Origin of the sequence: Streptomyces piniterrae, from assembly GCF_005048155.1 — a bacterium.
Classification (GTDB): Bacteria; Actinomycetota; Actinomycetes; order Streptomycetales; family Streptomycetaceae; genus Streptomyces; species Streptomyces piniterrae.
Genome location: NZ_SUMB01000001.1, coordinates 323,957 through 347,776, shown reverse-complemented (window position 1 = coordinate 347,776; position 23,820 = coordinate 323,957). Strand labels below are relative to the sequence as shown.

23 protein-coding genes are annotated in these 23,820 nt (G+C 70.0%); 16 read left to right on the top strand and 7 right to left on the bottom strand.

Translation table 11 applies throughout. The annotated features are described in order from the left end of the window. The first annotated feature begins 29 nt into the window (after positions 1 to 29). From FCH28_RS01405 to FCH28_RS01375, 7 genes are all read left to right on the top strand, one after another. Positions 30 to 260, top strand: coding sequence for a phosphopantetheine-binding protein (locus FCH28_RS01405; RefSeq protein ID WP_136737796.1), 231 nt, complete (start codon positions 30 to 32; stop codon positions 258 to 260). Continuing rightward, complete coding sequence (locus FCH28_RS01400; protein ID WP_136737795.1) at positions 257 to 1,498, top strand: beta-ketoacyl-[acyl-carrier-protein] synthase family protein; 1,242 nt, start codon at positions 257 to 259, stop codon at positions 1,496 to 1,498. Before FCH28_RS01405 ends, FCH28_RS01400 begins: the two co-directional genes overlap by 4 nt. A gap of 146 nt (positions 1,499 to 1,644) precedes the next feature. Next, positions 1,645 to 2,544 (top strand): alpha/beta fold hydrolase, encoded by a 900-nt coding sequence (locus FCH28_RS01395; protein ID WP_136737794.1) that lies wholly within the window; start codon positions 1,645 to 1,647, stop codon positions 2,542 to 2,544. 298 nt (positions 2,545 to 2,842) lie between these two features. After that, entirely contained in the window at positions 2,843 to 3,385 is a 543-nt protein-coding gene (locus FCH28_RS01390) for a hypothetical protein (protein ID WP_136737793.1), read from the top strand. Positions 3,386 to 3,426: 41 nt separating this feature from the next. Then, positions 3,427 to 3,744 carry an ArsR/SmtB family transcription factor gene (locus FCH28_RS01385; protein ID WP_136737792.1) on the top strand — a complete coding sequence of 106 codons (318 nt, stop codon included), beginning with the start codon at positions 3,427 to 3,429 and terminating at the stop codon, positions 3,742 to 3,744. Next, the gene (locus tag FCH28_RS01380; RefSeq protein ID WP_136737791.1) at positions 3,741 to 4,589 is read left to right on the top strand and encodes an SRPBCC family protein; all 849 of its coding nucleotides are present in this window, start codon (positions 3,741 to 3,743) and stop codon (positions 4,587 to 4,589) included. The genes FCH28_RS01385 and FCH28_RS01380 overlap by 4 nt, the downstream gene beginning before the upstream one ends. A 520-nt stretch (positions 4,590 to 5,109) precedes the next feature. Further along, complete coding sequence (locus tag FCH28_RS01375) at positions 5,110 to 5,832, top strand: transglycosylase SLT domain-containing protein (RefSeq protein WP_136737790.1); 723 nt, start codon at positions 5,110 to 5,112, stop codon at positions 5,830 to 5,832. Between the two features lie 150 nt (positions 5,833 to 5,982). On the opposite strand, the gene FCH28_RS01370 is transcribed toward FCH28_RS01375, so the two are convergent. Further along, a complete protein-coding gene (locus tag FCH28_RS01370) occupies positions 5,983 to 6,183 on the bottom strand; it encodes a hypothetical protein (RefSeq protein WP_246102247.1) in 201 nt (66 codons plus the stop codon). Positions 6,184 to 6,922: 739 nt separating this feature from the next. Between FCH28_RS01370 and FCH28_RS01365 the strand changes: the two genes are divergently transcribed. The 3 genes from FCH28_RS01365 (at position 6,923) to FCH28_RS01355 (ending at position 9,461) form a co-directional block, all read left to right on the top strand. After that, positions 6,923 to 7,582: a transglycosylase SLT domain-containing protein gene (locus FCH28_RS01365; RefSeq protein ID WP_136737788.1), complete on the top strand. Its 660-nt coding sequence runs from the start codon at positions 6,923 to 6,925 to the stop codon at positions 7,580 to 7,582. A gap of 318 nt (positions 7,583 to 7,900) precedes the next feature. After that, entirely contained in the window at positions 7,901 to 8,758 is an 858-nt protein-coding gene (locus FCH28_RS01360) for a lysozyme (protein WP_136737787.1), read from the top strand. Positions 8,759 to 9,005: 247 nt separating this feature from the next. Continuing rightward, the gene (locus FCH28_RS01355; protein WP_136737786.1) at positions 9,006 to 9,461 is read left to right on the top strand and encodes a spore-associated protein A; all 456 of its coding nucleotides are present in this window, start codon (positions 9,006 to 9,008) and stop codon (positions 9,459 to 9,461) included. A 67-nt stretch (positions 9,462 to 9,528) separates the two neighbouring features. Here the strand turns inward: FCH28_RS01355 and FCH28_RS01350 are convergent, their stop codons facing one another. From FCH28_RS01350 to FCH28_RS01335, 4 genes are all read right to left on the bottom strand, one after another. Further along, positions 9,529 to 10,965 (bottom strand): phytoene desaturase family protein, encoded by a 1,437-nt coding sequence (locus FCH28_RS01350; RefSeq protein WP_136737785.1) that lies wholly within the window; start codon positions 10,963 to 10,965, stop codon positions 9,529 to 9,531. A gap of 65 nt (positions 10,966 to 11,030) precedes the next feature. Continuing rightward, the gene (locus FCH28_RS01345; protein ID WP_136737784.1) at positions 11,031 to 12,395 is read right to left on the bottom strand and encodes an aldehyde dehydrogenase family protein; all 1,365 of its coding nucleotides are present in this window, start codon (positions 12,393 to 12,395) and stop codon (positions 11,031 to 11,033) included. A gap of 12 nt (positions 12,396 to 12,407) precedes the next feature. Further along, the gene (locus FCH28_RS01340; protein WP_136737783.1) at positions 12,408 to 13,007 is read right to left on the bottom strand and encodes a TetR/AcrR family transcriptional regulator; all 600 of its coding nucleotides are present in this window, start codon (positions 13,005 to 13,007) and stop codon (positions 12,408 to 12,410) included. Between the two features lie 2 nt (positions 13,008 to 13,009). Then, on the bottom strand, positions 13,010 to 13,705 hold the full coding sequence (locus FCH28_RS01335) for a type 1 glutamine amidotransferase domain-containing protein (protein ID WP_136737782.1): 696 nt from the start codon (positions 13,703 to 13,705) through the stop codon (positions 13,010 to 13,012). A gap of 253 nt (positions 13,706 to 13,958) precedes the next feature. On the opposite strand from FCH28_RS01335, the gene FCH28_RS01330 reads away from it, so the two are divergent. Beyond that, positions 13,959 to 14,966 (top strand): LysR family transcriptional regulator, encoded by a 1,008-nt coding sequence (locus tag FCH28_RS01330; protein ID WP_136737781.1) that lies wholly within the window; start codon positions 13,959 to 13,961, stop codon positions 14,964 to 14,966. 36 nt (positions 14,967 to 15,002) lie between these two features. Here FCH28_RS01330 and FCH28_RS01325 read toward each other — a convergent pair whose 3' ends face one another. Together FCH28_RS01325 and FCH28_RS01320 are read right to left on the bottom strand one after the other, a co-directional pair. Further along, the gene (locus FCH28_RS01325) at positions 15,003 to 15,407 is read right to left on the bottom strand and encodes a VOC family protein (protein WP_136737780.1); all 405 of its coding nucleotides are present in this window, start codon (positions 15,405 to 15,407) and stop codon (positions 15,003 to 15,005) included. Positions 15,408 to 15,550: 143 nt separating this feature from the next. Then, on the bottom strand, positions 15,551 to 16,645 hold the full coding sequence (locus FCH28_RS01320; RefSeq protein WP_136737779.1) for a LacI family DNA-binding transcriptional regulator: 1,095 nt from the start codon (positions 16,643 to 16,645) through the stop codon (positions 15,551 to 15,553). A gap of 383 nt (positions 16,646 to 17,028) precedes the next feature. On the opposite strand from FCH28_RS01320, the gene FCH28_RS01315 reads away from it, so the two are divergent. The 5 genes from FCH28_RS01315 to FCH28_RS01295 all read left to right on the top strand — a co-directional run bounded on the left by FCH28_RS01315 (position 17,029) and on the right by FCH28_RS01295 (position 23,800). Further along, positions 17,029 to 18,318 carry an ABC transporter substrate-binding protein gene (locus FCH28_RS01315; protein WP_425471867.1) on the top strand — a complete coding sequence of 430 codons (1,290 nt, stop codon included), beginning with the start codon at positions 17,029 to 17,031 and terminating at the stop codon, positions 18,316 to 18,318. Positions 18,319 to 18,320: 2 nt separating this feature from the next. Beyond that, positions 18,321 to 19,211, top strand: coding sequence for a carbohydrate ABC transporter permease (locus FCH28_RS01310; RefSeq protein ID WP_136737777.1), 891 nt, complete (start codon positions 18,321 to 18,323; stop codon positions 19,209 to 19,211). Positions 19,212 to 19,258: 47 nt separating this feature from the next. After that, complete coding sequence (locus FCH28_RS01305) at positions 19,259 to 20,098, top strand: carbohydrate ABC transporter permease (protein ID WP_136738314.1); 840 nt, start codon at positions 19,259 to 19,261, stop codon at positions 20,096 to 20,098. Positions 20,099 to 20,149: 51 nt separating this feature from the next. Next, a complete protein-coding gene (locus tag FCH28_RS01300; protein ID WP_246102241.1) occupies positions 20,150 to 21,502 on the top strand; it encodes a glycoside hydrolase 5 family protein in 1,353 nt (450 codons plus the stop codon). A gap of 189 nt (positions 21,503 to 21,691) precedes the next feature. Continuing rightward, positions 21,692 to 23,800 (top strand): endo-beta-N-acetylglucosaminidase, encoded by a 2,109-nt coding sequence (locus FCH28_RS01295; RefSeq protein WP_136737776.1) that lies wholly within the window; start codon positions 21,692 to 21,694, stop codon positions 23,798 to 23,800. Positions 23,801 to 23,820: the final 20 nt, after the last annotated feature.

Sequence of the window (23,820 nt, the reverse complement as noted above, 5' to 3'; positions counted from 1 at the left end):
ATCGCCTACGAACAGCCGAGGAGCGCCACGTGAATGCGGCAGAAGTCGTCAAAAGCTTGCTGGTCCAACGATTCGGAATCCCCTCGGCCCACCTCAACGCCGAGACCCCGTTGCGCAGTCTGCGCCTGGACTCACTGGCCCTGGAAGAGCTCCGCGTTCTTCTCGAGGAGCAGCTGGACATCGACCTCGAAGAAGTGTCGCTGACCCCGCGGAACACCGTGGGCCAGCTGGTGGCGGCCGTCGACGGCGTCGCCGCGTGACGGCCCGCCGGACGCCGTTCCACGCGGCGGTCACGGGACTGGGGCTGGTCACCGCCGCGGGCGTGGGAACGAAGGCCACCTGGCATGCCGTCACCGAGGACCCCGTCCCGCGCGGGGTGCGCTACCAGGAAGAACTCGCGGATCTGCCCTGCGACTTCTTCTACACCATCGACGATCTGGACACCGCCGCGGTGCTCGGCGTGGCCACCCAGCGGATGATGGACCGGTTCTCGCAGCTCGCGGTGATCGCCGCGCGGGAGGCGATGGCCGACGCCGGGCTGGACGCCGGCACCTGGGACGCCGGCCGCGTCGCGGTCGTCATCGGCTCCGCACACGGCGGGCTGCCCTTCTACGACCAGCAGCATGTCGCCATGGCGGCGCGCGGTGCGCGGCGGGTCTCCCCCAAGCTCGCCCCGCTGACCGTGATCAACAGCGCCGCCAGCAGCATCTGCATGGACATCGGCGCGCAGGGCCCCAGCCTGGGTGTGGCGACCGCCTGTTCCTCCGGCACCGTCGCCCTGGGGACCGCGCACCAGCTGCTGCGCACCGGGGCCTGCGACATCGCCATCGCCGGCGGCGCCGAGTCGGCCCTCTCCCGGCTGCTGGTCGCCAGCGCCTGCCAGATGAAGGCGACCTCCACCCGCCGGGACAACCCGTCCGCTGCCTGCCGCCCGTTCGACGCGGAGCGGGACGGCTTCGTCATCGGCGAAGGGGCCGGGCTCCTCGTCATGGAGCGGCCCGAGCACGCCAGCGCCCGCGGAGCCACGGTCCGCGCCCGGGTCTCCGGATACGGCGCGTCCAACGACGCGTTCTCGGCCGTGGCACCGGACCCCGACGGCCACGGCATCGAGCAGGCGCTGCGCCTGGCGATGGCGGACGCGGACGTGGAGGCCGGCGACGTCGGCCATGTCAGCGCGCACGGCACCTCGACCGTCGTCAATGACCTGATCGAGGCCACCATGCTGCGCCGGGTGCTCGGGGACCACCCCCTGGTCACCTCCACGAAGGCGATGACTGGGCACACGCTGGGCGCGGCCGGCGGCATCGAGGCGGCGCTCACCGTGCTCGCCCTGGAGCGGCAGCTGGTGCCGCCGACCGCCAACCTCGAAGTGCCCGATCCGCGGATCCCGATCGAGATCGTGCGCGGGGAGGCGCGGCCGGGGACGTTCGACTGCGCTGTCAAGACGTCGCTGGGCTTCGGTGGACACAACGCCGCACTCGTGCTGACCCGCGGTTGAGGCGTGACGTCCGCGGACCGGCCCGGGTCGTTTCTCAAGGATCGGCCCGGGTCCTTGTCCAGCAGCCCGGATCCCCCGCGTGCCGCCTCCCGATCAGCCCTCGCACGCAGCCCGTTCCCGCAGGTCTCCCCGAAAAGGAAACAGCCATGTCCGAGGAAACGATCCACCCGTTGTCGGTGCGCGGGGTGTCTTATTCCTACCGGCTGTTGCGGCAGCCGGACCGGATCACCGAACCGGTGATGGTCCTGGGAGGCGCGCTGCAAGGGATGTACGGCTGGCCGCAGATGGAGGACCAGGTCGGTCCGGTGACGGACATCGTGACCGCCGACCTGCCCGGCATGGGGAGCGCGGGAAAGCTGCCCCCGGGGCCGAGCACCGAGTTCATGTGCATGGCGATCGAGCGCATCATCGACGACCTGGACGTCCCGCAGATCAACCTCTTCGGTTTCTCCTACGGCGCCGGTCTCGCCTTCGCCTGCGCCCAGCGTTTTTCCCGGCGCATCGCGCGGCTCGCGCTCGGCGGCGTACCGGCGCACATCAGTGCCACCCAGCTCGCCTATTGGCGGCGGGCCGCCGAGCTCCTGACGCAGGGCGACACCGAATCCTTCGCCACGGTGGCCACCGAGGGGCTGATGTGCCTCGACGAGGCCCGGCACGTCACACGGCGGCGGCTGGCCTACCGGTACGTCAGGCGCTCGATGCTGAACTCGGCCCGGCATTCGCCGCATGCCGCCGACTCGCTGTTCCGTGCGCTGTTGGACCGCCCGGACTTCTCCGGCGGCCTGAGCGGTGTGCCGACGCTGGTCTTCAGCGGCGAGCACGACACGGTGACCTCGCCGGCCCGGCAGCGCGACTTCGCGGCGACCATCCCGGGCAGCCGCGTGCTGACCATCCCGGACGCGGATCACTGGGTGGTCCTCGAACGCCCACACGACGTGGCCGACTTGGCGGCCCGCTTCTTCACGGACGCGCCTCTGACCTCGGCTCCCTGCCTCGTACCGGTGCCACGCGAGGAGCTGTCGGTGGCCGGTGCGGCGTTCGTGTGACACCGCCCGGCGGGAATGCCACCCGGCCGCGAACACCGCCCCGCGGGAACCGGGAGCGCCGCCCGCCGGCAATACGGCCCACCCGTCGGGAACACCGCCCGGGAAACCACCGCCCGGCGGGAACACCGCCCCGCCGGGAATACCGGCCGCTGGGAATACCGGCCGCCGCCCGCACGTTGTGGCCCCGCAGGGGGGCCTCGCGACCCTTAGGGGATCCGTTCGACCAACCCCTAGGGGTTTGCCCCTACGACCCCCTAAGGGCAAACCCCCACGACACGGCTGAAGTTAAGCTCCGCTGATGAGTCAGGAGACGCGTCGGCGGAGCTACCGCTATGTCGGGCCGGCGGAATTGCGGGGCGCGGTACGGGCGGACAGCTCGGGCGCCGCGATACGCACGGCGGCCGACCTCGACATGTGGATCCGCGCCCGGCCGCCGGAGGAGCGGACCGAGCCGTTCACCTACGTCGTCGACGCGGCGGGGACGCTGCGGCTGGCCCCTCGCCGCAGTGAGCATGTGGCCTGTGCGGGCGGCGGGCGCGTGCTCGGTGCGGGCGAGATCGGCTTCGTACGAGAAGCGGGCGGGTGGGCCGCCGACGAGGTCAGCAACCAGTCGACGGGTTACTGCCCGGACGTGACGTCGTGGCCGGCGGTGGCGCGGGCGCTCGACGGGGCCGGGATCGCACGCCCGGACCGGTTCACGTACGAGGTGGTGTTCCGGCGCTGCCCCGCCTGCGACGAGCCCGCGATCGTGCGGGACGGCGACTTCAGCTGTGTCTTCTGCGGCGGTGACCTGCCCGGGGAGTGGAATGTCGACCCCGGCGGGATCCGTAGGATCCCGTAGATTCCCTTGCGGTTATATAACCGTCGAGGGATGCTGGAGTCATGCCCATACCGTTCGACGTACTCGCGGAACCGAGCCGGCGCAAGATCCTCGACCTGCTGCTGGAGCGCCCGCATCTGGTCGGTGAACTCACCGAGCACCTCGGGCTCAGCCAGCCCGGCACCTCCAAGCATCTGCGGGTGCTGCGCGAGGCCGGGCTCGTCCGGGTCCGGCAGGACGCACAGCGCCGCTGGTACGAGCTGCGGCCCGAGCCCCTGGCGGAGCTGGACGCCTGGCTCGCGCACTACCGGCATCTGTGGGCCGGGAGTCTCGACGCCCTCGAACGGCACCTCGACGCCATGGAGGACGAACCCCGATGAACCCGCACTCCGACACCCTCATCACGGCCGATGGCCGGACCGCGCTGCGCATGGAGCGCCGGCTCGCCCATCCGCCCCACAAGGTCTGGTCCGCGATCACCGATCCGGCCCAGATCGGACGGTGGTTCCCGTCCGAGGTCACCGTGGAACTCGTACCGGGAGGGGCGATGACCTTCTCCATGCCGGGTGCCGCCGGCGCCCCGATGACCGGCACGGTCACCGCCGCCGACGAGCCCCGGCTGTTCGCGTTCACCTGGGGCGAGGACCATCTGAGCTGGGAAATCACCCCCGACGGGGACGGCTCGCTGCTGACCTTTGTGCACACCTTCGGCGACCGCTTCGGCGGCGCCAGCTTCGCCTCCGGGTGGCATCTGTGCATCACCGCGCTGGCACAGCTGCTCGACGGCGAGCCGACGGCCGTCACTCCCGATACGGGCGAGCTGCACGAGGCGTACCTGGAGCAGTTCGACCTCGGTCAGGGTGCCGTCGAAGAGACCTCGGACGGTCCGCTGATCCGCTTCGAGCGGCAGCTGGTACGGCCGGCGGAAGCCGTCTGGGCCGAGCTGACCAGGGGAGACGAACCGCGTCCTGGCTCCCCCGTCCCGGCCGGCTTCGCCGCGGAGAAGATCCCGAACGGGCCCGTCACCGAAGTGCGGGCACCGACGGTGCTCGCCTACCGCTGGCATCCGGAAGGAACGGTCCGCTGGGAGCTGGGCCGTGGCACCGGTCACGGCGCGCGCCTCGTGCTCACGCAGACCGGCCCGCGGGACTTCGACGCGGAGTCCGCCCTGGCCGCATGGCACTCCCGTATCGAGCATCTGGCGGCGCGACTGCTGGAGAGCTGACGGCAGCCGAGGCCGAGTACGGCGGATGATCTCTGCGCCCCCTACATGCCCGTAGGGGGCGCAGTTATATGGCGCCCCGGGATGGCGGCTCATTCGTCCTTTTCGGCGCCCGCTATTCGTAGTGCGGTCTGCGGCTGAATGGGCGGGGAAATGCCATTTTCGCGGTGTGGCGCAGGCAACTTCACGGGGCGCGGAGCGAGCCTTTGAGGGCGGTCTCAGGTGATGCCGGGCACAGGACCTACATCACGTACGAAGGTACTTAGTCGATGCCATTTCGGTCGCACGCCGTAATGAACGGGCAGAACGGCTATTACGCGGTAGATCTCGCCCTTTCTCACGAAGATGGGTAGTACAGGGCATCGTTGCCCATATCCAGGGCCGGCGCTAACCATGTTTCCGGTAGCACCGAGAACGAGCCGGCGACCTCATCCAGAGGGCGGACGCGGCCATGACCCTCGGTCCTCACACGCCGCCGAAGGCCACCTCCCCGCCGTCCAGTACCTGGAAGAGGTCACTCTGCATGCCTAGCTCCACCATGCCCCGCACTGCCCGCATCACCCGCACCCACAAGCTGTCCGCAGCACTCGTGGCCACCGCGAGCTGCGCGGCCGCCGTTGCGCTGTCCGCGGGACCGAGCAATGCAGAGGCGTCGGCCGGCCATGTGCCGACCGTGGTGAAGCCGGTCAGCGCGAACGGCCTGCCCGCCGCCGTACAGGCCAAGGCCGCCGACGCCAAGACCGGCAGCAAGGCCGTCGCGTCCGTCGCCGACCGCATCAAGGTCACCGCCGTCGCCGAGCAGGGTCACACCGCCCAGCAGGCCGCGAACCGTTCCACCGAGCGCAAGGCCCTCGCGGCGCCCAAGGCCGCGCCTAAGGCCGCCCCGAAGAAGAAGGCCGCGCCGAAGCCGGCCCCGAAGCGCTACGCGAACAACCTCGACGGCTGGATCCGTGAGGCCCTGGACATCATGGACGCCAAGGGCATCCCGGGCAGCTACGAGGGCCTGCACCGCAACATCATGCGCGAGTCCAGCGGCGACCCTTACGCCATCAACGACTGGGACATCAACGCCATCAACGGCATCCCCTCCAAGGGCCTCCTCCAGGTCATCCAGCCCACCTTCGACGCCTACCACGTCGCCGGCACCGCCCACGACCTCTACGACCCGGTCGCCAACATCACCGCCGCCGCCAACTACGCGGCCGACCGCTACGGCTCCATCGACAACGTCAACTCCGCGTACTGAGCCGAAGGCGACCGAACCGGCGGCCACCGTGCCGTGCTGAGCTGAGCTGAGCTGAGCCGGAACATCCGGAGCGTCGAGAACGCCTGAACGGCAATTGCCCTGTCCGCATCGCGCGGGCAGGGCAATTGCCGTTGGTGGACGGAGCGGGCGTCAGTAGCTGCGACCGCCCAGCACGCCGTTGAGCAGGTCGGCGAGGGTGCCGGGGTAGATGCGCTCCCCTTCCCTTGCTTCCGAGGCGGAGGCCTTCTGGTCCCTCTGGTCCTCCGGGTCGTAGATGTCGGCCGTGGCCGCGGCAGCGGCCCCTGTGGTGAGGAAACCTGCGACGACGAGTCCGCTGAGAATGACGGTCATACGACGGAGCATGAGCTTTTCCTTACGGTGAGTGATTGCCGGGTGCGATCTCACTTTCCGGCCTTGTCGGGCGCGTCGCCATCCGAAAGCCGCGACGCTGCTGCGAACGGACGACCGGCCCCGTCGTGTCGCCGCCGCCGCGCTCACGAACGGCCGAGCGGGCCATGCCGGGCCCCATTCGCCGCCCCTGCGGCGGGAATTGCCGCACTCCGCGATTCCCGTGAAGTGGGCCGCGCCACATTCGACCGAAGTGGGCTGCGCCACATCCAGGCGATTCCCGATCTTGATAGCGGCTTTCCGGGGAAAGATTTCGCGGCTCCTCAGTGGCTATCGGCGTTCCGCCGGGCCCATTTCGGGGTGCCGTAGAGGCTCGGTGCCGCGTAATTCGGGTGTGAGCCAGGCAACTTCAACGGGCCTCCGGAGGCGGCTTTGAGGCCGCTGCCAGGTGATGCGGGGCACGGGACGCACGTCACATACGAGCGCGGTTAGTCGAGCCATTCCCGGCGTATACCGCGAGAAACTCGCTTCGTTTCGGACATTTACCTGCATCTCACGATGAGGCGTAGTACATAGCACCATTGCCACGTTTCAGGGCGGTCGCTAAACATGGTTCAGGCAGCACCGAGAACGAGCCAGCGACTCCAGCCCCTACGGCGAACGCGGCCCATCCCCTCTCGGTCCTGACGCGCCACCGAAGGCCGCTGCCCCGCCCCGAGCACCTGGAAGAGGTCACTCCCGCATGCCCAGCTTCACCCTGCCCCGCGCTGCCCGTATCGCCCGCATCACCCGCACCCACAAGGTCGCCACCGCCGTCCTCGTCGCCGCCGGCGCCACTACGGCGCTGTCCGTCACCGCGGCCCCCGGTTCGGCTCAGGCGGCCCCGACGCACGCGTCGATAGTGGTGAAGCCGGTCAGCGCGAACGGCCTGCCCGCCGTGAAGGCCAAGGCCGACGACGCCAAGACCGTCAAGTCCGTCGCCGACCGCATCAAGGTCACGGCCGTCGCCAAGCAGGGTCACACCGCCCAGCAGGCCGCCAACCGCTCGACCGAGCGCAAGGCCGTCACCACGAAGGACTACGCGAACAACCTCGACGGCTGGATCCGCGAGGCCCTGGACATCATGGACGCCAAGGGCATCCCCGGCAGCTACGAGGGCCTGCACCGCAACATCATGCGCGAGTCCAGCGGCAACCCCTACGCCATCAACGACTGGGACATCAACGCCATCAACGGCATCCCCTCCAAGGGCCTCCTCCAGGTCATCCAGCCCACCTTCGACGCCTACCACGTCGCCGGCACCGCCCACGACCTCTACGACCCGGTCGCCAACATCACCGCCGCCGCCAACTACGCGGCCGACCGCTACGGCTCCATCGACAACGTCAACTCCGCGTACTGAGCCGAAGGCGGCAGTGGGCATGACGGACAAGACGAATAGGCCGACAGGGTCGGCGTAGGCAGAAGCGAAGCGGCGGTATGGCGCGTTCGCCGCTGCGCATCCGAAGCGGGTCCCGGCATTGGCCGGGGCCCGCTTTCGCATGGCCGCGGGGGTCCCCGCACCTGACGGCCAGTCGGGTGAGATGGCCCCACCGGTCAGCGGGCTGACGGCTTGTGAGGGAACGTATGCGGTCAGTTCAGCGTATAAATCTTCTTATCGGCAGGAATCTGCTCAAAATCTGCTGACACTGACCCAACCGAAGGCCCTCGGAGGCTTGCGATGCCCTTGCGCAGATCCGGTCCGGCCCGCCGCCCACTCACCATCGCGGCCGGAACTCTCGTCTCTCTCCTCTCCGTGTGTGTGCTGCCCCTGGCGCTGCCCGGTTCCGCTGGGGCGTCGTCGGACGCGGGGAAGAGACCCGCCCACCCCGAGCGGGACTGGATGGGGTCGACCATCGCCGCCCACGAGGGGGACGAGCGTCCCCAAGGCTCCGAGCCCCGGGGCACCGCCAAGATCGTGCCCGGCGTCGATGTCTCCAGCCACAACAAGCACGTCGCCTGGCCGGCGCTGTACCGGAGCGGTGTGCGCTGGGCGTACGTGAAGGCCACCGAGGGGACCAACTACAAGAACCCGTACTTCGCGCATCAGTACCGGGGCTCGTACAACGCCCAAATGATCCGTGGCGCGTACCACTTCGCGCTGCCGGATCACTCCAGCGGCGCCACACAGGCGAGGTATTTCGCGGCCCATGGCGGCGCCTGGTCCCGGGACGGCAGAACGCTGCCCGGCGCGCTCGACATGGAGTACAACCCCTACGGCGCCAGTTGTTACGGGAAGAGCCCTTTGGCGATGGTCGATTGGATCGCCGACTTCTTCCGTGCGTACCGGGCGAGGACCGGCCGGGACGCGGTCATCTACACCTCGACCAATTGGTGGAAGGCGTGCACCGGAAACTCGACCCGGTTCGGCAGGACGAATCCGCTGTGGATCCCGCGCTATGGCACCTCCATCGGGCCGCTGCCGGCCGGCTGGCGGTTCCAGACCATCTGGCAGCACACCTCCTCGGGCAAACCGATCGGTGACCGCAACCGTTTCAACGGCCCGTACAGCCGGCTCAAGGCTCTGGCGAACGGCTGATACGCCGGTCCCAGCTGCCCGCAAGCGAAATGGCCGGCCCCAGGCGCCTTCCTCGGCGTCGGGGGCCGGCCGTTTCGCGCGCCCGGCCGTTTCGGGATCCCGGCCGTTTCGCGAACCGGCTGCCCCGGATCCGCCAGGGCCTCTCCGACAGGTCAGCGGCGGAAAAGCGCTACAACCATCCCCGTCCGCCCGGCGTCCAACGCTGTGAAATGACCACCTGACGTATACCACCCGACGGGGGTATTCCATGAAGCGTGCACACGCCGTCGCAGGTTCCGCGGTCTTAGCCGTGGCCGGAATTGCCACGATGGCAACGGCCACCACCGCATCCGCCGCTCCTGCGGGCGCCACCGCCACGTACAACGGAGCCTGCGGAAGCGGCTACAGCGTGGTGAATTCCGTGCCGGTCGCCGGAAAGGGCACCGTCTATCTCACGTACAGCGCGAAGACCGGAAAGAACTGTGTCGTGACGGTGCGGAACAGTCCCGGCAAGCCGGTCTACATGTACACCTATCTCGGCCCCACCAACGCCAGCTCCGAGCCGGTTTTCGACAGCGGTGAATACACCTCCTACGCCGGTCCGGTGTATCTCGCGGCGAAGGGCCTGTGTGTGGACTGGGGCGGCACCATCGAGACCATCAGCGTCAGTGTGTCCGGCTCGAACTGCGGCCGGATGGCGTCGGGTGTCGTCACGCACCACTGAATGCCCGGCCTCGATGCCCGGCCTTGAAGCCCGGGTCCGGTCCCTGGACTGAGTTTCCAGGGGGTGCTCACCCCGCCCCCAGCGCCCGTAGCGCGGACCTGGCCGCGTTGTGGCCGCTCATGCCATGGGCGCCGGCGCCCGGTGGGGTGGCCGCCGAGCAGAGGAACACGCCCGGTACGCCCGTGCTGTAGGGGTCGAGGGCCACCCGTGGACGCATCGTCAGCCGCAGCGGGGTGTTGGCGCCGCCGATGATGTCGCCACCGACGAAGTTGGCGTTGTCCCGTTCGAGATCCGCGGTCGAGGTGGCGGTGGCGGCGACGATGCGGTCACGGGTTCCCGGTGCGAAGCGCTCGAACTGCGCGAGGATCGCTTCGGTGGCGTCGCCGTCGTAGCCGTGCGGCACATGCGCGTACGCGGAGACGGGGTGGACGTCGCCGGCCGAGCGGGCCGGATCGGCGAGGTACTGCTGGGAGACGAGGACGAACGGCCACTCGGGCATCCGGCCCTGGTACGCCTCCCGCTCCGCGTAAGCGATCTGTGCGAAGTCGCCGCCGAGGTGCACGGTCCCGGCCCGCCGGCAGGACTCGGCGCGCCACGGCACCCCGCCCTCGACGGCCAGATCGAGCTTGAACGCCCCGGGGGCGTGCCGGTAGCGGGTGTAGGCCCGGCGTACCCGGGGCGGCAGCCGGTCGCCGATCACGGCGGCGGCCGCGGCGGGCGCCAGGTCCAGCAACACCGTTGCCGCGGGCGGGAGTTGGTCCAGCGAGCGGACCCGTACGCCGGTCTCGATCCGGCCGCCGGAATCGATGAGCAGCGCCGCCAGCGCGTCGGTGATGGCGCGGGACCCGCCCTTGGCCACCGGCCAGCCGTACCGGTGCCCGGCGGCGATGATCATGAGTCCGACGGAGGCGCCGAACGGCTGCGTCAGCGGTCCGTACAGATGGGCCGCCACCCCGCCGAAGAGGCCGCGCGCCGCCTCGGTACGGAAGCGGCGTGCGACGAGGGTGGCGGGTTGCAGGGCGTGCAGGCCGAAGCGGGCGAGCCGCAGCGGGTGCCGGGGCAGATGCACGATCGGCCGCATGACCTCTTCGGTCAGCGCCTGGGCACCGGCGGCCAGCGGCCCGAACAGCCGCCGCCAGGCGGGCCCGTCGGCGCCGAGCTCCGCTGCCGTCCGCTCGACCGACCGGTACAGCGCCCCGGCGTCCCCCGAGTCCACCGGGTGGGCCAGATCGACCTCCGGCCAGAGCCATTCCAGCCCGTACGCCGCCAGGTCGAGCGTGCGCAGAAACGGCGAGCCGGCACCCATCACATGGGTCGACGAGCAGTGGTCGAACAGCACGCCCGGTACGCCCAGTTCACCGCTTCTGGCGCCGCCGCCGATCTCGCCGGCCGCCTCGAAGACCGTCACCTCGAGCCCGCTCAGGGCCAGCGTGACCGCCGCCGCGAGGCCGTTCGGGCCGGCCCCTACCACTACTGCCGCATCGCGCCTGGCCTGGTTCGTCATGGTCTCAGGATGCCAATGGCCCGGAACGCGCGCCCGGCCGGGTGGCGCGTGGCGTCAGCGGTGGTTCATCCCAGCGGCACGTCCAGCCGGGCCTTGCGGTGGCTGAATGTGGCGATGGAGTGCGGGCCGTGATAGGCGCCGGTGCCGCTCTCGCCGACCCCGCCGAACGGCAGCTCGGGAAGGCGGAGATGCGCCATCGGGAGGCCGAAGCCCAGACCGCCGGAGGAGGTTTCGGTGGCCAGGCGCTGCCGGGTGGTCTCGTTGTCGGTGAAGCCGTACAGGGCGAGCGGCTTGTCGCGGTCGTTGATGAACCCGATCGCCTCGTCCAGGCCGTCGACCTCGACGATCGGCAGCACGGGTCCGAAGATCTCCTCCCGCATGACGGGCGAGTCCGGGCGCACGTCGGCCAGCACGGTCGGTGCGATGTACCTGTCGGCGCGGTCGTGCTGCCCGCCGACGACCGTGCGCCCCGAGTCGAGAAGGGCCTCGACCCGGTCGAAATGCCGCTCGTTGACCAGGCGTCCATACCTCTCCGAGGCCGCCGGGTCGGCTCCGTAGAGCTTCTCGATCGCTTCGGACAGGGCGGCTTCGAGGGCCCGTGCGGTGACCGGATCGGTCAGCACATAGTCGGGGGCCACGCAGGTCTGGCCGGCGTTGCGGAACTTGGCGTCGGCGAGACGGGTGGCCACGGCGTCGACGTCGACGCCGCGATCGACGAACACCGGTGATTTGCCGCCGAGTTCGAGCGTCACGGGGGTCAGATGCTCCGCGGCGGCGCGCATCACGATCCGGCCGACCGTGCCGTTGCCGGTGTAGAAGATGTGGTCGAAGCGCTGGGCCAGCAGGGCGGTGGTCTCCTCGACGCCGCCCTCGACCACCGTCACCGCTTCCCTGTCCAGGTACCGGGGAAGCAGCCCGGCCAGCAGTGCCGAGGTGGCCGGCGCCAGCTCGCTCGGCTTGACCAGCACCGCGTTGCCCGCGGCGAGCGCGCCCGCGAGGGGGACGAGGAGGAGCTGGGCCGGGTAGTTCCAGGGTGCGATCACCAGGACGACGCCGAGGGGGTCGTACTGCGTGCCGGCCGTCGCCCCCGGTCCGAAGACGCCGGTCACTTCGGCCGGATCCACCGTCTCCGGGCGCAGCCACTCGTCCAGGCGCTCCAGCGTGTGATCGATCTCCCGGATCGGAAAGTCGACTTCGGCGGCGTACGCCTCGGCGCGCGGTTTGCGCAGGTCGGCGTGCAGGGCGCCGGCGATGTCGTCACGGTGCTCGGTCAGCAGGGCACGCAGCCGGGTGAGCTGCTCCTTGCGCCAGGCGAGGGGCTTGGTACGGCCGGTGCGGAAGGTGGCGCGCAGGTGGGCGACGAGGGCGGTGGGGTCGGTGGAGCCGGAGTTTGTGGGGGTGGGGTGTGTGGGGGTGGTCTGGGGGTTCATGGGAGGGGTTCCTCAGCTGGTGGTGGTTTCCGGACGGAAATGGGTGGTGACCGCTTGGCCCCACAGCCCGGCCAGCAGTGCGTCGGCGGCGGGGCCGAGCAGCCGCTCGCCGTGGGGTACGGATTCCAGCCCGATGACGAGGGCGAGGCAGATATCGGCCGCCTCGGCGGACTCGACGGCCATGCCGGGCGCCGCGCCGTCCGGGGCCGCCTCCCCGAACGTAGCGATCAGCAGGTGGCGCAGGTCCGCGGTGAATCCATGGCAGATGCCGCCGAACAACCGGGCCTTCTCGTCGAGGAGTTCGGCGGTGTGCGGGGAGTCCCCGGCCAGCTGCCGTACCAGATCGAGCTTGGCGGCCAGGATGCCGTGGATCCGCTCGGCCGGCGGGGCGTCCGCGGCCGCGGCCCGGCGGGCCCGGCCGAGCGCCTGGGTGTGCAGATGCTCGGCGAGCCGCCGGAAGGCGTCGTCCTTGCCGCGGACGTACTGGTAGACCGCCGACCGGGACACCCCCATCGCCGAGGCGATGTCGTCCATCGTGGTGCGCCGCACGCCGTACCTGGTCAGGCAGTCGTACGTGGCATCCAGGACCTCGGTGAGCCGGTCGGTTCCCATCGTCAGCCCAGCGCCTTGAGGATCTCGACGGCGAGCGGACCGGAGGAGGCCGGGTTCTGGCCGGTGACCAGGTTGCGGTCGACGACCACGTTCGGGGCCCACGGCGCGCCCTCCTGGAAGTCGGCGCCGAGCTCCACCAGCCGGTCCTGGAGCAGCCACTTCGCCTTGTCGGCGAAGCCCGCCTGGGACTCCTCCGCGTTGCTGAACCCGGTCAGTCGGTAGCCCGCGAAGGCGTTGGTGCCGTCGTCCTTCGCGGCGGCCAGCAGCGCGGCCGGTGCGTGGCAGACGACGCCGAGCGGCTTGCCGGACTCCAGGGCCCGGGTGAGCAGCGCGCCGGAGTCGGCGCTGCCTGCGAGGTCCTCCATGGGGCCGTGGCCGCCGGGGTAGAAGACGGCGGCGTAGTCGGCCAGGTCCACCTCCGCCAGCTTCAGCGGCTGCCGCAGCTCGGTGATCGAGGCGAGCGCCTTCGCGATCTTGTCGGCACCGTCCTGGCCACCGTTGACCTCGGGAGCCAGGCTCGCCTGGTCGACGGTCGGCACGACGCCGTCCGGGGTCGCGACGACGACGTCGTGCCCCGCGGCCTTGAACGCCTCGTACGGGGCGACGGCCTCCTCGGCCCAAAAGCCGGTCGGGTGCCGGCTGCCGTCGGCCAGCGTCCAGTAATCGACGCCGGTCATCACGAAAAGAATCATTGCCATGTCGCGTTCTCCGTGGTGGTTCATGGTGGCCGGTGGTTGGCGGCCAGTGGTCAGTGGTCTTTGGTGCGTGGCCAAGTGGTCAGTCGTCGGCGGTCCACGCGCTGACGTTCTGGACTCAGATCGTCAGGGCGTCGACACCTTCGACGGTACGACCGCCCGCCCATAGGGATCCAATAGGACATCCACTGGCAGATATCGGGAATCCAATGGGCGTGGCCGCCGCTCACCCATAGGGAGTCATAAACTTCCTCCCATGAGGCATAGGGATTCCGATGAGTCGGGTGGTCCGGCCGGGCCGGCTGGACCGTCCGGGCCGGGCGGGTCCACGGGCCGTGTCCGGCCGACGGCGACCGCGGCGCCGCTCGATCTGAACCAGCTGCGCACCTTCCTGGCCGTATACCGCTCCGGGTCCTTCACCGCCGCCGCTCATCTGCTGGGGCTTTCGCAGCCGACGGTGACCACCCAGATCCGTGCCTTGGAGCGGCAGCTGGGGCGCGAGCTGTTCGAGCGGCTGCCGCGCGGCGTGGCCCCGTCGCCCTACGCGGACGAACTCGCGGCGCGGGCCGTCGCACCCCTCGACGCGCTCGCGGCCCTCACGGGGCACGGTGGCCCCGACGACGGCCCCGCCGAACCCGTCCATTTGGCCGGGCCCGCCGAGCTGCTGTGCGTACGCGCGTTGCCCGACCTCGCGCCCCTGGTCGAGAGCGGGGTGCGCCTGCGTGTGACCACCGGCCTCACCGACCCGCTCCTCGACGAACTGCGCGCCGGGCGGCACGACCTGGTCATCGCCACCACCCGCCCACGAGGCCGGTCGCTGACCGCCGTGCCGCTGATGGACGAGGAGTTCGTGCTGGTCGCCGCGCCCGCCTGGGCGGAGCGGATCGGTGGTGCGCAGCGCATCGCCGCCGACGGCCCCGCGGCACTGCACGGCGTCCCCCTGGTCACGTACGCGGAGGACCTGCCCATCGCCCGCCGCTACTGGCGGCACGTCTTCGGCAAACGGCTCACCTGCCTGGCCGCCCTCACCGTTCCTGACCTGCGGGGCGTCCTCTCCGCCGTCACCGCGGGCGCCGGCTTCACCGTGCTGCCCCGGTACCTGTGCCTCGCCGAACTCTCCGCCGGCGCCCTCGTCCCCCTGCACGAGCCCGAGGACCCACCGATCAACACCGGCTACCTGGTGCAGCGCCCCGGCTCAGCCGGCAATCCCCATGTCGCCCTCGTACGCGACCATCTGCTTCAGGCCGCGCGTACGTGGTCGTAGGAGGTGACCGATGGGTCGTGGCTCAGTTATGCGGCATCACGTTTCCGACCCGGCCGTTTCGAGGTTGCCGTACGGCTGGGTGAGGATCTCCAGCCCATGACCGCTCGGGTCCAGGAAGTAGACGCCGCGCCCGCCGTGGTGGTGGTTGATCTCGCCCACCCGCTCCATCCGCGGGTCGGCGCAATAGGTGAGCCCGGCTTCCTTGATGCGGGCCAGGGCAGCATCGAATTCCTCCTCCGATACGAGGAAGGCGTAGTGCTGCATCGTGATCGACTCGGCGTCGACCGTGGCGAAGTCCAGGGTGACGCCATTGCTGGTGGCGACGGGGATGAACGGGCCCGATTCCGTACCGACCTGGAGGTCGAGGATGTTCGCCAGGAATTCGGCGGAAGCCCGGCTGTCCCGGGAGCAGATGATGGTGTGGTTCAACTCGACTGACACTGTGGAATGCCTCCAAAAGGCATCTCACCGGCACCTCCACGCTTCACCCGGTCGGTGACCAACGCGCGATGCCTTGACCGCAATCCTAAGCACGGAGAGCCGAGCTGACACAGCGTCAGGCATGAGCATGACGTGGGCGTGTCCTATCCCGCGGGCGGCGCCCCCGTGCTCTCCCTCGCCTCCAGGTGCGGCAGTTCGCCTTCCACGGTGCGCAGCGGTCCGCCGTCGAGGACGGCGAGGAGTTCCTGGGCGGCGAGTCGTCCGAAGCCGGGGGTGTCGCGGACGAGGGCGGTCAGCCGGGGGTGGGTGACGCGGCAGAGCGCCGAGTCGTCCCAGGCCACGATGGACAGCCGCGCCGGTACGGGGATGCCGCGGCCGGCGGCGACCGAGGCGCCGGCGACGGCCATCACGTCGTTGTCGTAGATGATCGCCGTGGGCGGTTCGGCCGCGTCGAGGATGCGGCGGGTGGCTTCCGCGCCCTCGGCGTCCGAGTAGTCGGTGGTCACCGAGCGGACCTGCCGCTCGTCGAGTCCCCGCAGGTCCGCCTCGGTGCGCAGCGAGCGGATCCGGCGCTCGGTGTGGGCGAGTCCCGGCATCCCTGCGACATGCGCGATCCTGCGGTGCCCCAGGCCGTAGAGGTGGTCGAGGACCCGGGCCATGGCCTTGGCGTCGTCGGCCCAGACGGTGGACAGTGGCGGGTGCGCGGCGGCCGGTTGGGGGCCGCCCGGCGGGTGCGTCGCGAGTCCGCCGACGACGACCGCGGGCAGGCCGAGGGAGGCGAGGAGCCCCGGCCGCGGATCTTCGGTACGCGGGTCGACGACGAGGACGCCGTCCACGCGTCCCTCCGCCCACCAGCGGCGATACAGCGCGCACTCGGTGTCGAGATCCTCCACGACCTGGAAGAGGAGCGCGATCTTCCGCGCGGAGAGCACTTCTTGGATGCCGGAGACGAGCTGGAGGAAGAACGACTCCACGCCCAAGGTCTGCGCGGGGCGGGCGAGCACCAGGCCCGCGCAGCCGGCACGTTCACCGGACAGCGCGCGGGCGGCGCTGCTGGCTTGCCAGCCGAGCTCCTCCGCGACGCGGCGCACACGGGCGCGGGTGTCCTGGGAGACACCCGGCCGGTCGTTGAGGGCGAAGGAGACGGCGCTCTCCGACACCCCGGCCCGACGTGCGATGTCCTTGATCGTCGGCCGGCGCGCCGGCTTGCGGCGGGCGGCCTCACCAGGCGCTGTCATGACGGGCCTCTCCTCGTGGGGCGCGGCGGCGACGGCCGTGACCTGAACTGCCCGACCTGAACCGCGCAACCTAAACCGCATTAGTGCGGCCAGTCTGTTCAGCGGTGGGCGGCGTGTCAAACGGTCGGAGGACGGGGGTATTGACACTCACTAAAGCGCATTAGTACGTTCTGCCGCATCGCCACCCGAGCCACCGGCCAGCGGACAGACGACGACCCGACCGAGCCATCCGGCCAGCTCCGAAGATCGTCACGCCGCACATCTCGTTCCGCCGTGTCACTGGAATTACGCCGCCGATATCGCAGCACCGATCTGACGGCGCCATAAACAATTCGACAGGTTTCCGGTCCGAGCGAAGGAGCCCGCCAGCCATGCGTACATCAATGCGCAGATCGCGTAGCGCAGCCACCGCCACCATCGCCCTCGCCTCGGCGCTCGCGCTGGCCGCCTGCGGGGCCCCGGACGGCTCCGGCGGCGCGGACAGCGCGTCGGGGAAGGTCGAGGGGCAGGTGGTCTTCCAGACCTGGAATCTCAAGGCGAATTTCAAGGACTACTTCGAGGGACTTATCGCGGACTTCGAGCAGAAATATCCGGATGCCAAGGTCAAGTGGGTGGATCAGCCCGCCGAGGGATATCCGGAAAAACTCAGTGCGGATGCTGCCGGCGGTACACTCCCCGACGTCGTCAACGTGTCGCCGGATCTTGCCTATCCGCTGGCCAAGGCCGGAATGGCGTTGGATCTGGAAAAGTCCGCCGGGAAGTACCGCGGCGAGTATCTCGACGGGGCCTGGAAGAGCAACGAGATGCCGGGCATGAAGGGCGTCTATGCCTTTCCCTGGTATTTGAACACCGGGCCGATGTTCTACAACAAGGAGCTTTTCCGGCAGGCCGGGCTGGACCCGGCGAAGCCGCCTACGACGTACGACCAGCTCTTCAGGGATGCCAAGTCGATGGCGGAGAAGAGCGGCCGGAAGATGGCGATGCTGGCGAGCACGCCGTCGATCGAGGACTTCGGGCGTTACGGCGTGCGGCTGATGAACCCGCAGGGCACGGAGTTCACGTTCAACGAGCCCAAGGGCGTCGAGCTGCTACAGCACTACAAGGAGCTGTACGAGGCCGGCGCGCTGGACTCGCAGGCGCTCACCGCGAAGGCCGAGTCCGCCGGGCGCAAGTTCCAGCAGCAGGCCGTGGCCATGAACCCGGGCAGCGCGCTCGACCTGGAGAACTTCAGGAAGGAGGCACCGAGCCTCTACAAGAACATCGGGATCACGGACGCGGTGAACAACACCGGCAAGGCCAATATGTACGTCCAGGGCCTGATGGTGAACGCGCAGAGCGAGGTCAAGCCGGCGGCCGTCGCCTTCGCCCATTTCGTCACCGACAAGAAGAACCAGATGGCCTTCGCCAAGGAGGTCACGATCTTCCCGAGCACCAAGGGCTCGCTGGACGATCCGTACTTCACCGAGCAGGACGGCACCGACGCGACCCGGGTGCGGGTGGCGTCCGCCAAGTCCCTTGAAAACGCGGTGAATTACACACCGGTGCTGCTCAGTGACCAGATGAAGACGGTGCTGCGGAATGCGGTCGCCAGGGCCGTGCAGGGCAAGCAGTCACCAAAGGCAGCACTGGACGGGGCGGTCGCCGAATGCAACCGACTGCTCAAGACGGGCTGAGAATGCCGCGCACCGTGAGACGGATCCGTACCCATCTGCCGTCCAGCCCTTGGCTGTTCCTCACGCCCGGCCTGCTGATCGTCGGCGGATTCAGCCTCTATCCGTTCGTGAGCACTGTGGTGAACTCCTTCACCGACGCGCGCACCCTCATCAAGGGGCGGTTCGTCGGCGGCGGCAATTACCAGGAGCTGATCCATGACGCGATGTTCTGGACGGGGCTGCGCAACAGCCTTGTGTACGTCCTGGGGGTCGTACCGCTGCTGGTGATTCTGCCGCTGCTGCTGGCCATGCTCGTACAGCGGCAGATCCCCGGAATCACCTTCTTCCGGGCCGCTTTCTACACCCCGGTGGTCGCCTCCGTGGTCGTGGTGGGGCTTATCTGGGTGTGGCTGCTGGACGATCGCGGGCTGATCAACGCGCTGCTGGAGACCGTCGGCTTCGGGAAGGTCGGCTTTCTCAGCGATCCCTGGTTGCTGCTGCTGAGTGCGATGGCGGTGACGGTCTGGAAGGGCCTCGGCTACTACATGATCATTTATCTGGCGGCGCTGGCGAACGTCCCCAGGGAACTGCACGAGGCGTGTGCGGTCGACGGGGCGGGGGTGGTGCGCCGCTTTCTGACCGTCACCGTGCCGGCGCTGCGCTCCACGATGGTGCTGGTGGGCGCGCTCTCCGCGGTCAACGCCTTCAAGGTGTTCTCCGAGGTCTATCTGATGGCCGGCCCGACGGGCGGCCCCGGCGGCGAGGACACGACCTTGGTGATGCTCGTCCAGCAGGTCGGTACCGGCCTGAGCGGCCGGGTCGGCTATGCCGCCGCGTTGTCCGTCGTGGTCTTCGTGATCACGCTCGGCCTGATGCTGCTGGTGCTGCGCGCCAACCGCAGGGAGGACGCATGACGGCAGGGCACAGAGAACGGCACGGGGACCGTGCCGAGCGGCGTCGGATGCCTGGTCGCGGGCGGACGCCTCGGTGGCGGCTGTTGCTCCGTTATCTGCTGCTGCTCGCGGTGCTGGCGCTGACGGTCGGCCCCTTTCTGTGGCAGCTGTCCACCTCCCTCAAGGGCCCCGGCGAGGACATCTACCGCTATCCACCGAGCCTGATTCCCGGTCACCTCACCTTCGGCAACTACGCCGGCGTCGCGGAAATCATCCCGGTCTGGGATTTCGCCCTGAACTCCCTCAAGGTCGCCGCCGCGAACGTGCTCACCAACTGTGCGGGCGCGGCACTCGCCGGCTACGCCCTGGCCCGGATGCGTTTCCGGGGCCGTAGGACCGCACTGGTCGTCTTCATCATGGCGATGCTGGTGCCGGTCGAGAGCATCATGATCGCCCAGTTTGTGACGATGCGGGAACTCCAGCTCAACAACACCCTCATCGGTGTGCTGCTGCCCGCCTGTATCGGCGCGATGAATGTGCTGCTGATGCGCAATGCCTTCGCCGGGCTGCCGTACGAGGTCGAGGAGGCCGCGTTCGTCGACGGCGCCAACGCCTGGCAGCGGTTCGTACGGATCGCGCTGCCGTCGGTCAAGGGCACCCTCGCCGTTGTCGCGATCTTCGCGTTCATGGGCGCCTGGGACGACTTCCTGTGGCCGCTGATCGTGCTGAGCGACCAGTCGAAGTTCACCCTGACCGTCGGGTTGAACTTCCTGCACGGCACCTTCGCGGACAATCAGCGGCTGGTCGCGGCCGGCACCGTCATCGCCGTGCTGCCGCTGATCGTGATGTTCGCCTGTCTCCAGCGTTACTTCTTCCGGGGCGTCGGTGAGGGAGCCGTCAAGGGCTGACCACCGAGCCTCGCCCCGCCGCTCCCGTACTCACAGGAAGCCGCGTGCCCCATGCCGGAAGCTGACCAGACCAACCAGATCAACCTGACCTGCCGGACTGACCAGACCGACGGGACTGACCAGACCGACCAGACCGGCCAGACCAGTCATGGGCGCCCGCAGCGCCCCCTTCGGTTCGGCGCCAACTACACCCCCACCCAAGGCTGGTTCCACCACTGGCTCGACTTCGATCCGGACGCCGTACGCGCCGACCTCGACTCCATCGCCGAACTCGGCCTGGACCACATCCGGGTCTTCCCGCTCTGGCCGCTCTTCCAGCCCAATCGCACCCTGATCCGGCCGCGCGCCGTCGAGCAGCTGGTGGCGCTGGCGGACGCCGCCGCCGAGCGCGGTCTCGACGTCAACGTCGACGGGCTGCAGGGCCATCTGTCGAGTTTCGACTTCCTGCCCGCCTGGACGCAGACCTGGCACCGCCGCAACATCTTCACCGACCCCGACGTACTCGCCGCCCAGGAGGAATATCTGCGGACGCTGGCGGCCGCGCTCGCCGACCGGCCCAATTTCCTCGGTATGACGCTCGGCAACGAGATCAACCAGTTCTCGGACGGTCCGCACCCGGATCCGGACCGGATCACCGCCGGGCAGGCGGCCGCCTGGCTGGAGCGGATGCTGGCGGCGTGCGAGCGGGGCGCGCCGGCCCGTATGCATCTGCACGCCGAGTACGACGCCGCCTGGTACCGCGACGGCCATCCCTTCACCCCCGCCCAGGCCGCCCGTCTCGGCGCCGTGACGGCCGTGCACTCCTGGGTGTTCAACGGCACCGCGCAGCGGCACGGCCCGTCCGGTACCGCCACCGAGCATCACGCCGCGTATCTGATCGAGCTGTCCAAGGCCTGGGCGGCCGACCCGCACCGCCCGGTGTGGCTTCAGGAGGTCGGGGCGCCCGCGCCGCACATTCCCGCCGACCGGGCGGCCCGCTTCACCGAGGCCACCGTCGTCAACGCCCTTGATTGCACGGGGATTTGGGGTGTCACCTGGTGGTGTTCGCACGATGTGTCGCGGTCGCTGGCGGACTTCCCCGAGCTGGAGTACGACCTGGGTCTGCTCGGCAACGACCGTATGGTCAAGCCCGCTGGTAAGGCGATCGCCGCACTGGTCAAGGAGTGGCAAGGTCGTCAGCACCGGCCGCCGGTTCGCAGCACCGCACTGGTCGTCGACGTCGGCGGGGCCGAGGCGGCGCCGCGCCGCTCGGTGTGCGCGCCGGGCGGTCCCGTCTTCGAGGCGTGGGCCCGGCTCACCGCCGAGGGCGTACGCCCCACCCTCGTACTGGCCGAACTCGCCGCCGATAGCGGCCATTTGACGTCACGTGGGATCACCGAGGTCCGCACGCCCGACGAGGTCTGATAGATCCGGGGTTGCCCGGACAGATCAGGGGTGGCCCGGACACCCGGCCGGCTCCGCAGGGGCCGGGCGAGATCGGCTCGGCCGGCCCGTCGGACAGACCCCAGGTCTCGACGTCCCGGTCCACCCGACGAGACCGGGCACAGCACACCCCGGAAGTCGCCATCCGTTCCCCCACCGGAGGACCGCACCATGACCCAGCAACCGTTCCCGTTGTCCCGTCGCCGGGTGGTACTGGCCGGGGTGGGCGCCGCGGCCGCCCTGCTCGGCCCGTCACCGGGAGGCGGTGCCGCGCTCGCGGCCGGCCGTCCCGGGGCGCGGGCCCGCGAGCGGGCCGCGGACGCCCTCCAGCCCTACGCGTCGTACTGGTTCCCCGACTCGCTGCCCTCGGGCACTCCCGGCGACGGCATCACCTGGCGGAGTCTGGCGCAGTGGACGCCGGAGAGCGACCGGGATCTGCCGTTCAACACGGCGACGGTGCCGCTGGCCCAGCGGTTCACGCCGGTCCCGGCGAACACCACGGCCCGCTCGGGGCAGGCCCGGATCAGCGCGCTCGCGGCCTTCGACCACACCGCGGGCAACCCGTCGCAGGGCTCGGGCACCGCCGACTACTACGCACCGACGCACTGGGCGTACCTCGACGAGCTGGTGTTCTGGGGCGGGTCGTCCGGCGAGGGCCTGATTCTGGCGCCGAACGCCCCGGTCGTCGATGCCGCGCACCGCAACGGCGTCCCCGTGCTGGGCACGGTCTTCCTGCCGCCGGTCGCCTTCGGCGGGGATCTGCGCTGGACCCGCGACCTGGTGCGGAAGGACCCGTCGGGGGCCTTCCCGCTCGCCGCGAAGCTGGTGCGGGTGGCGACCGCGTACGGCTTCGACGGCTGGTTCGTCAACGCCGAGACCGACGGCGGGGATGCCGAGCTGGCCGCGGACATGCAGGCGTTTCTTCGTGCGCTGCGGGCCGCGGGGACTGGTCATGGACTGCGGATCAACTGGTATGACGCGATGAATGTGACTGGTCAGGTCGGCTGGCAAGGCGCGCTCAACGAACGCAACCAGCCGTTCTTCCAGGACGACTCGGGCCCGGTCGCGGATTCGATGTTCGTGGACTTCCGCTGGACCGCCGAGCGGCTCGCGGCGTCCGGGCGGCTGGCGGACCAACTGGGCCGCAGCCGCTATGAGTTGTGGGCCGGAGTCGACGTCGAGTCGGCGGGCTGGGACACCGCAACGGACTGGGACGCCATCATCCCCACCGGACGCGACCATGTCGTCTCCTACGGCTTCTACCGCCCCGAATGGACGCTCAACCACCTGCCCGAGGGGCGCACCCCCAGCCAGTTCCACGCCGCGGACGACCGCTTCTGGTCCGGCGAGCACCTGGATCCGACCCGGCCCGGCGGCACCGGCAGCGGATGGCGGGCGCCCGCCACCGCCGTCGCCGACCGCTCGACGGTCTCCGCGCTGCCGTTCGCGACCACCTTCAACACCGGTCACGGCCTGCGCTGGTACGAGGACGGCGCGGCCACCTCCGCCGCGCCATGGAACCATCTCGGCCTCCAGGACCGGCTGCCGCCCCGGCGCTGGGTCATACGGACCGAGGGACAACGCCCGGATGTCTCCCTGGACTTCGCCGACGCCTGGCGCGGCGGCAGCAGTCTGCTGGTGCGCGGCGCACTCGACGCCCCCGTCACCGTCGAGCTGTTCCCCACCCGGCTGCCGGCCGGCGCCGCCACGGTGGTCGACATCGCCCATCGCACGGACGCGGAATCGGGTCCGGTGACCATCGAAGTGGCCGTCGCACTCCAGGAACCGTCGGAGCCGGGCGCGCCCGCCCCGTACGCGTATCTGCCCGCCGGGACCATCGAGCCGGGCAGCGGCTGGCGCACCGCCTCCGTACGCCTCGGCTCCCTCGGCACCGGCACCCTTCATTCGCTGGGCATCCGGCTGACCGGCCGGGATGGTGCCGCGGTGGCCTGGCGGCTGGGAGCCCTGGCGGTCCGTGAGAGCTCAGGGAAGCCGGGCTCGCCCAGCGGGCTCACGGTCACCGACTCGGCCATCGCGAACGGGACGATGTCGCTACGGCTCCAGTGGCAGCGCGCCGCCGGCCCCGTACGCCACTACGAGCTGCATCGTCAACTCCCTGACGGAACACGGCAGTTCCTCGGCGGTACATGCGGCACGGCCTTCTACGTCCCGGGCCTCGGCCGCCGGCAGAACGAGCCGGCCGTACGACTGGAAGTGCGTGCCGTGGACGAGCTTTACCAGGTGTCGGAGAAGCCCGCTACGGCCCAACACCCCTGGTGAGCAAGGCCGTTCACAGCCGC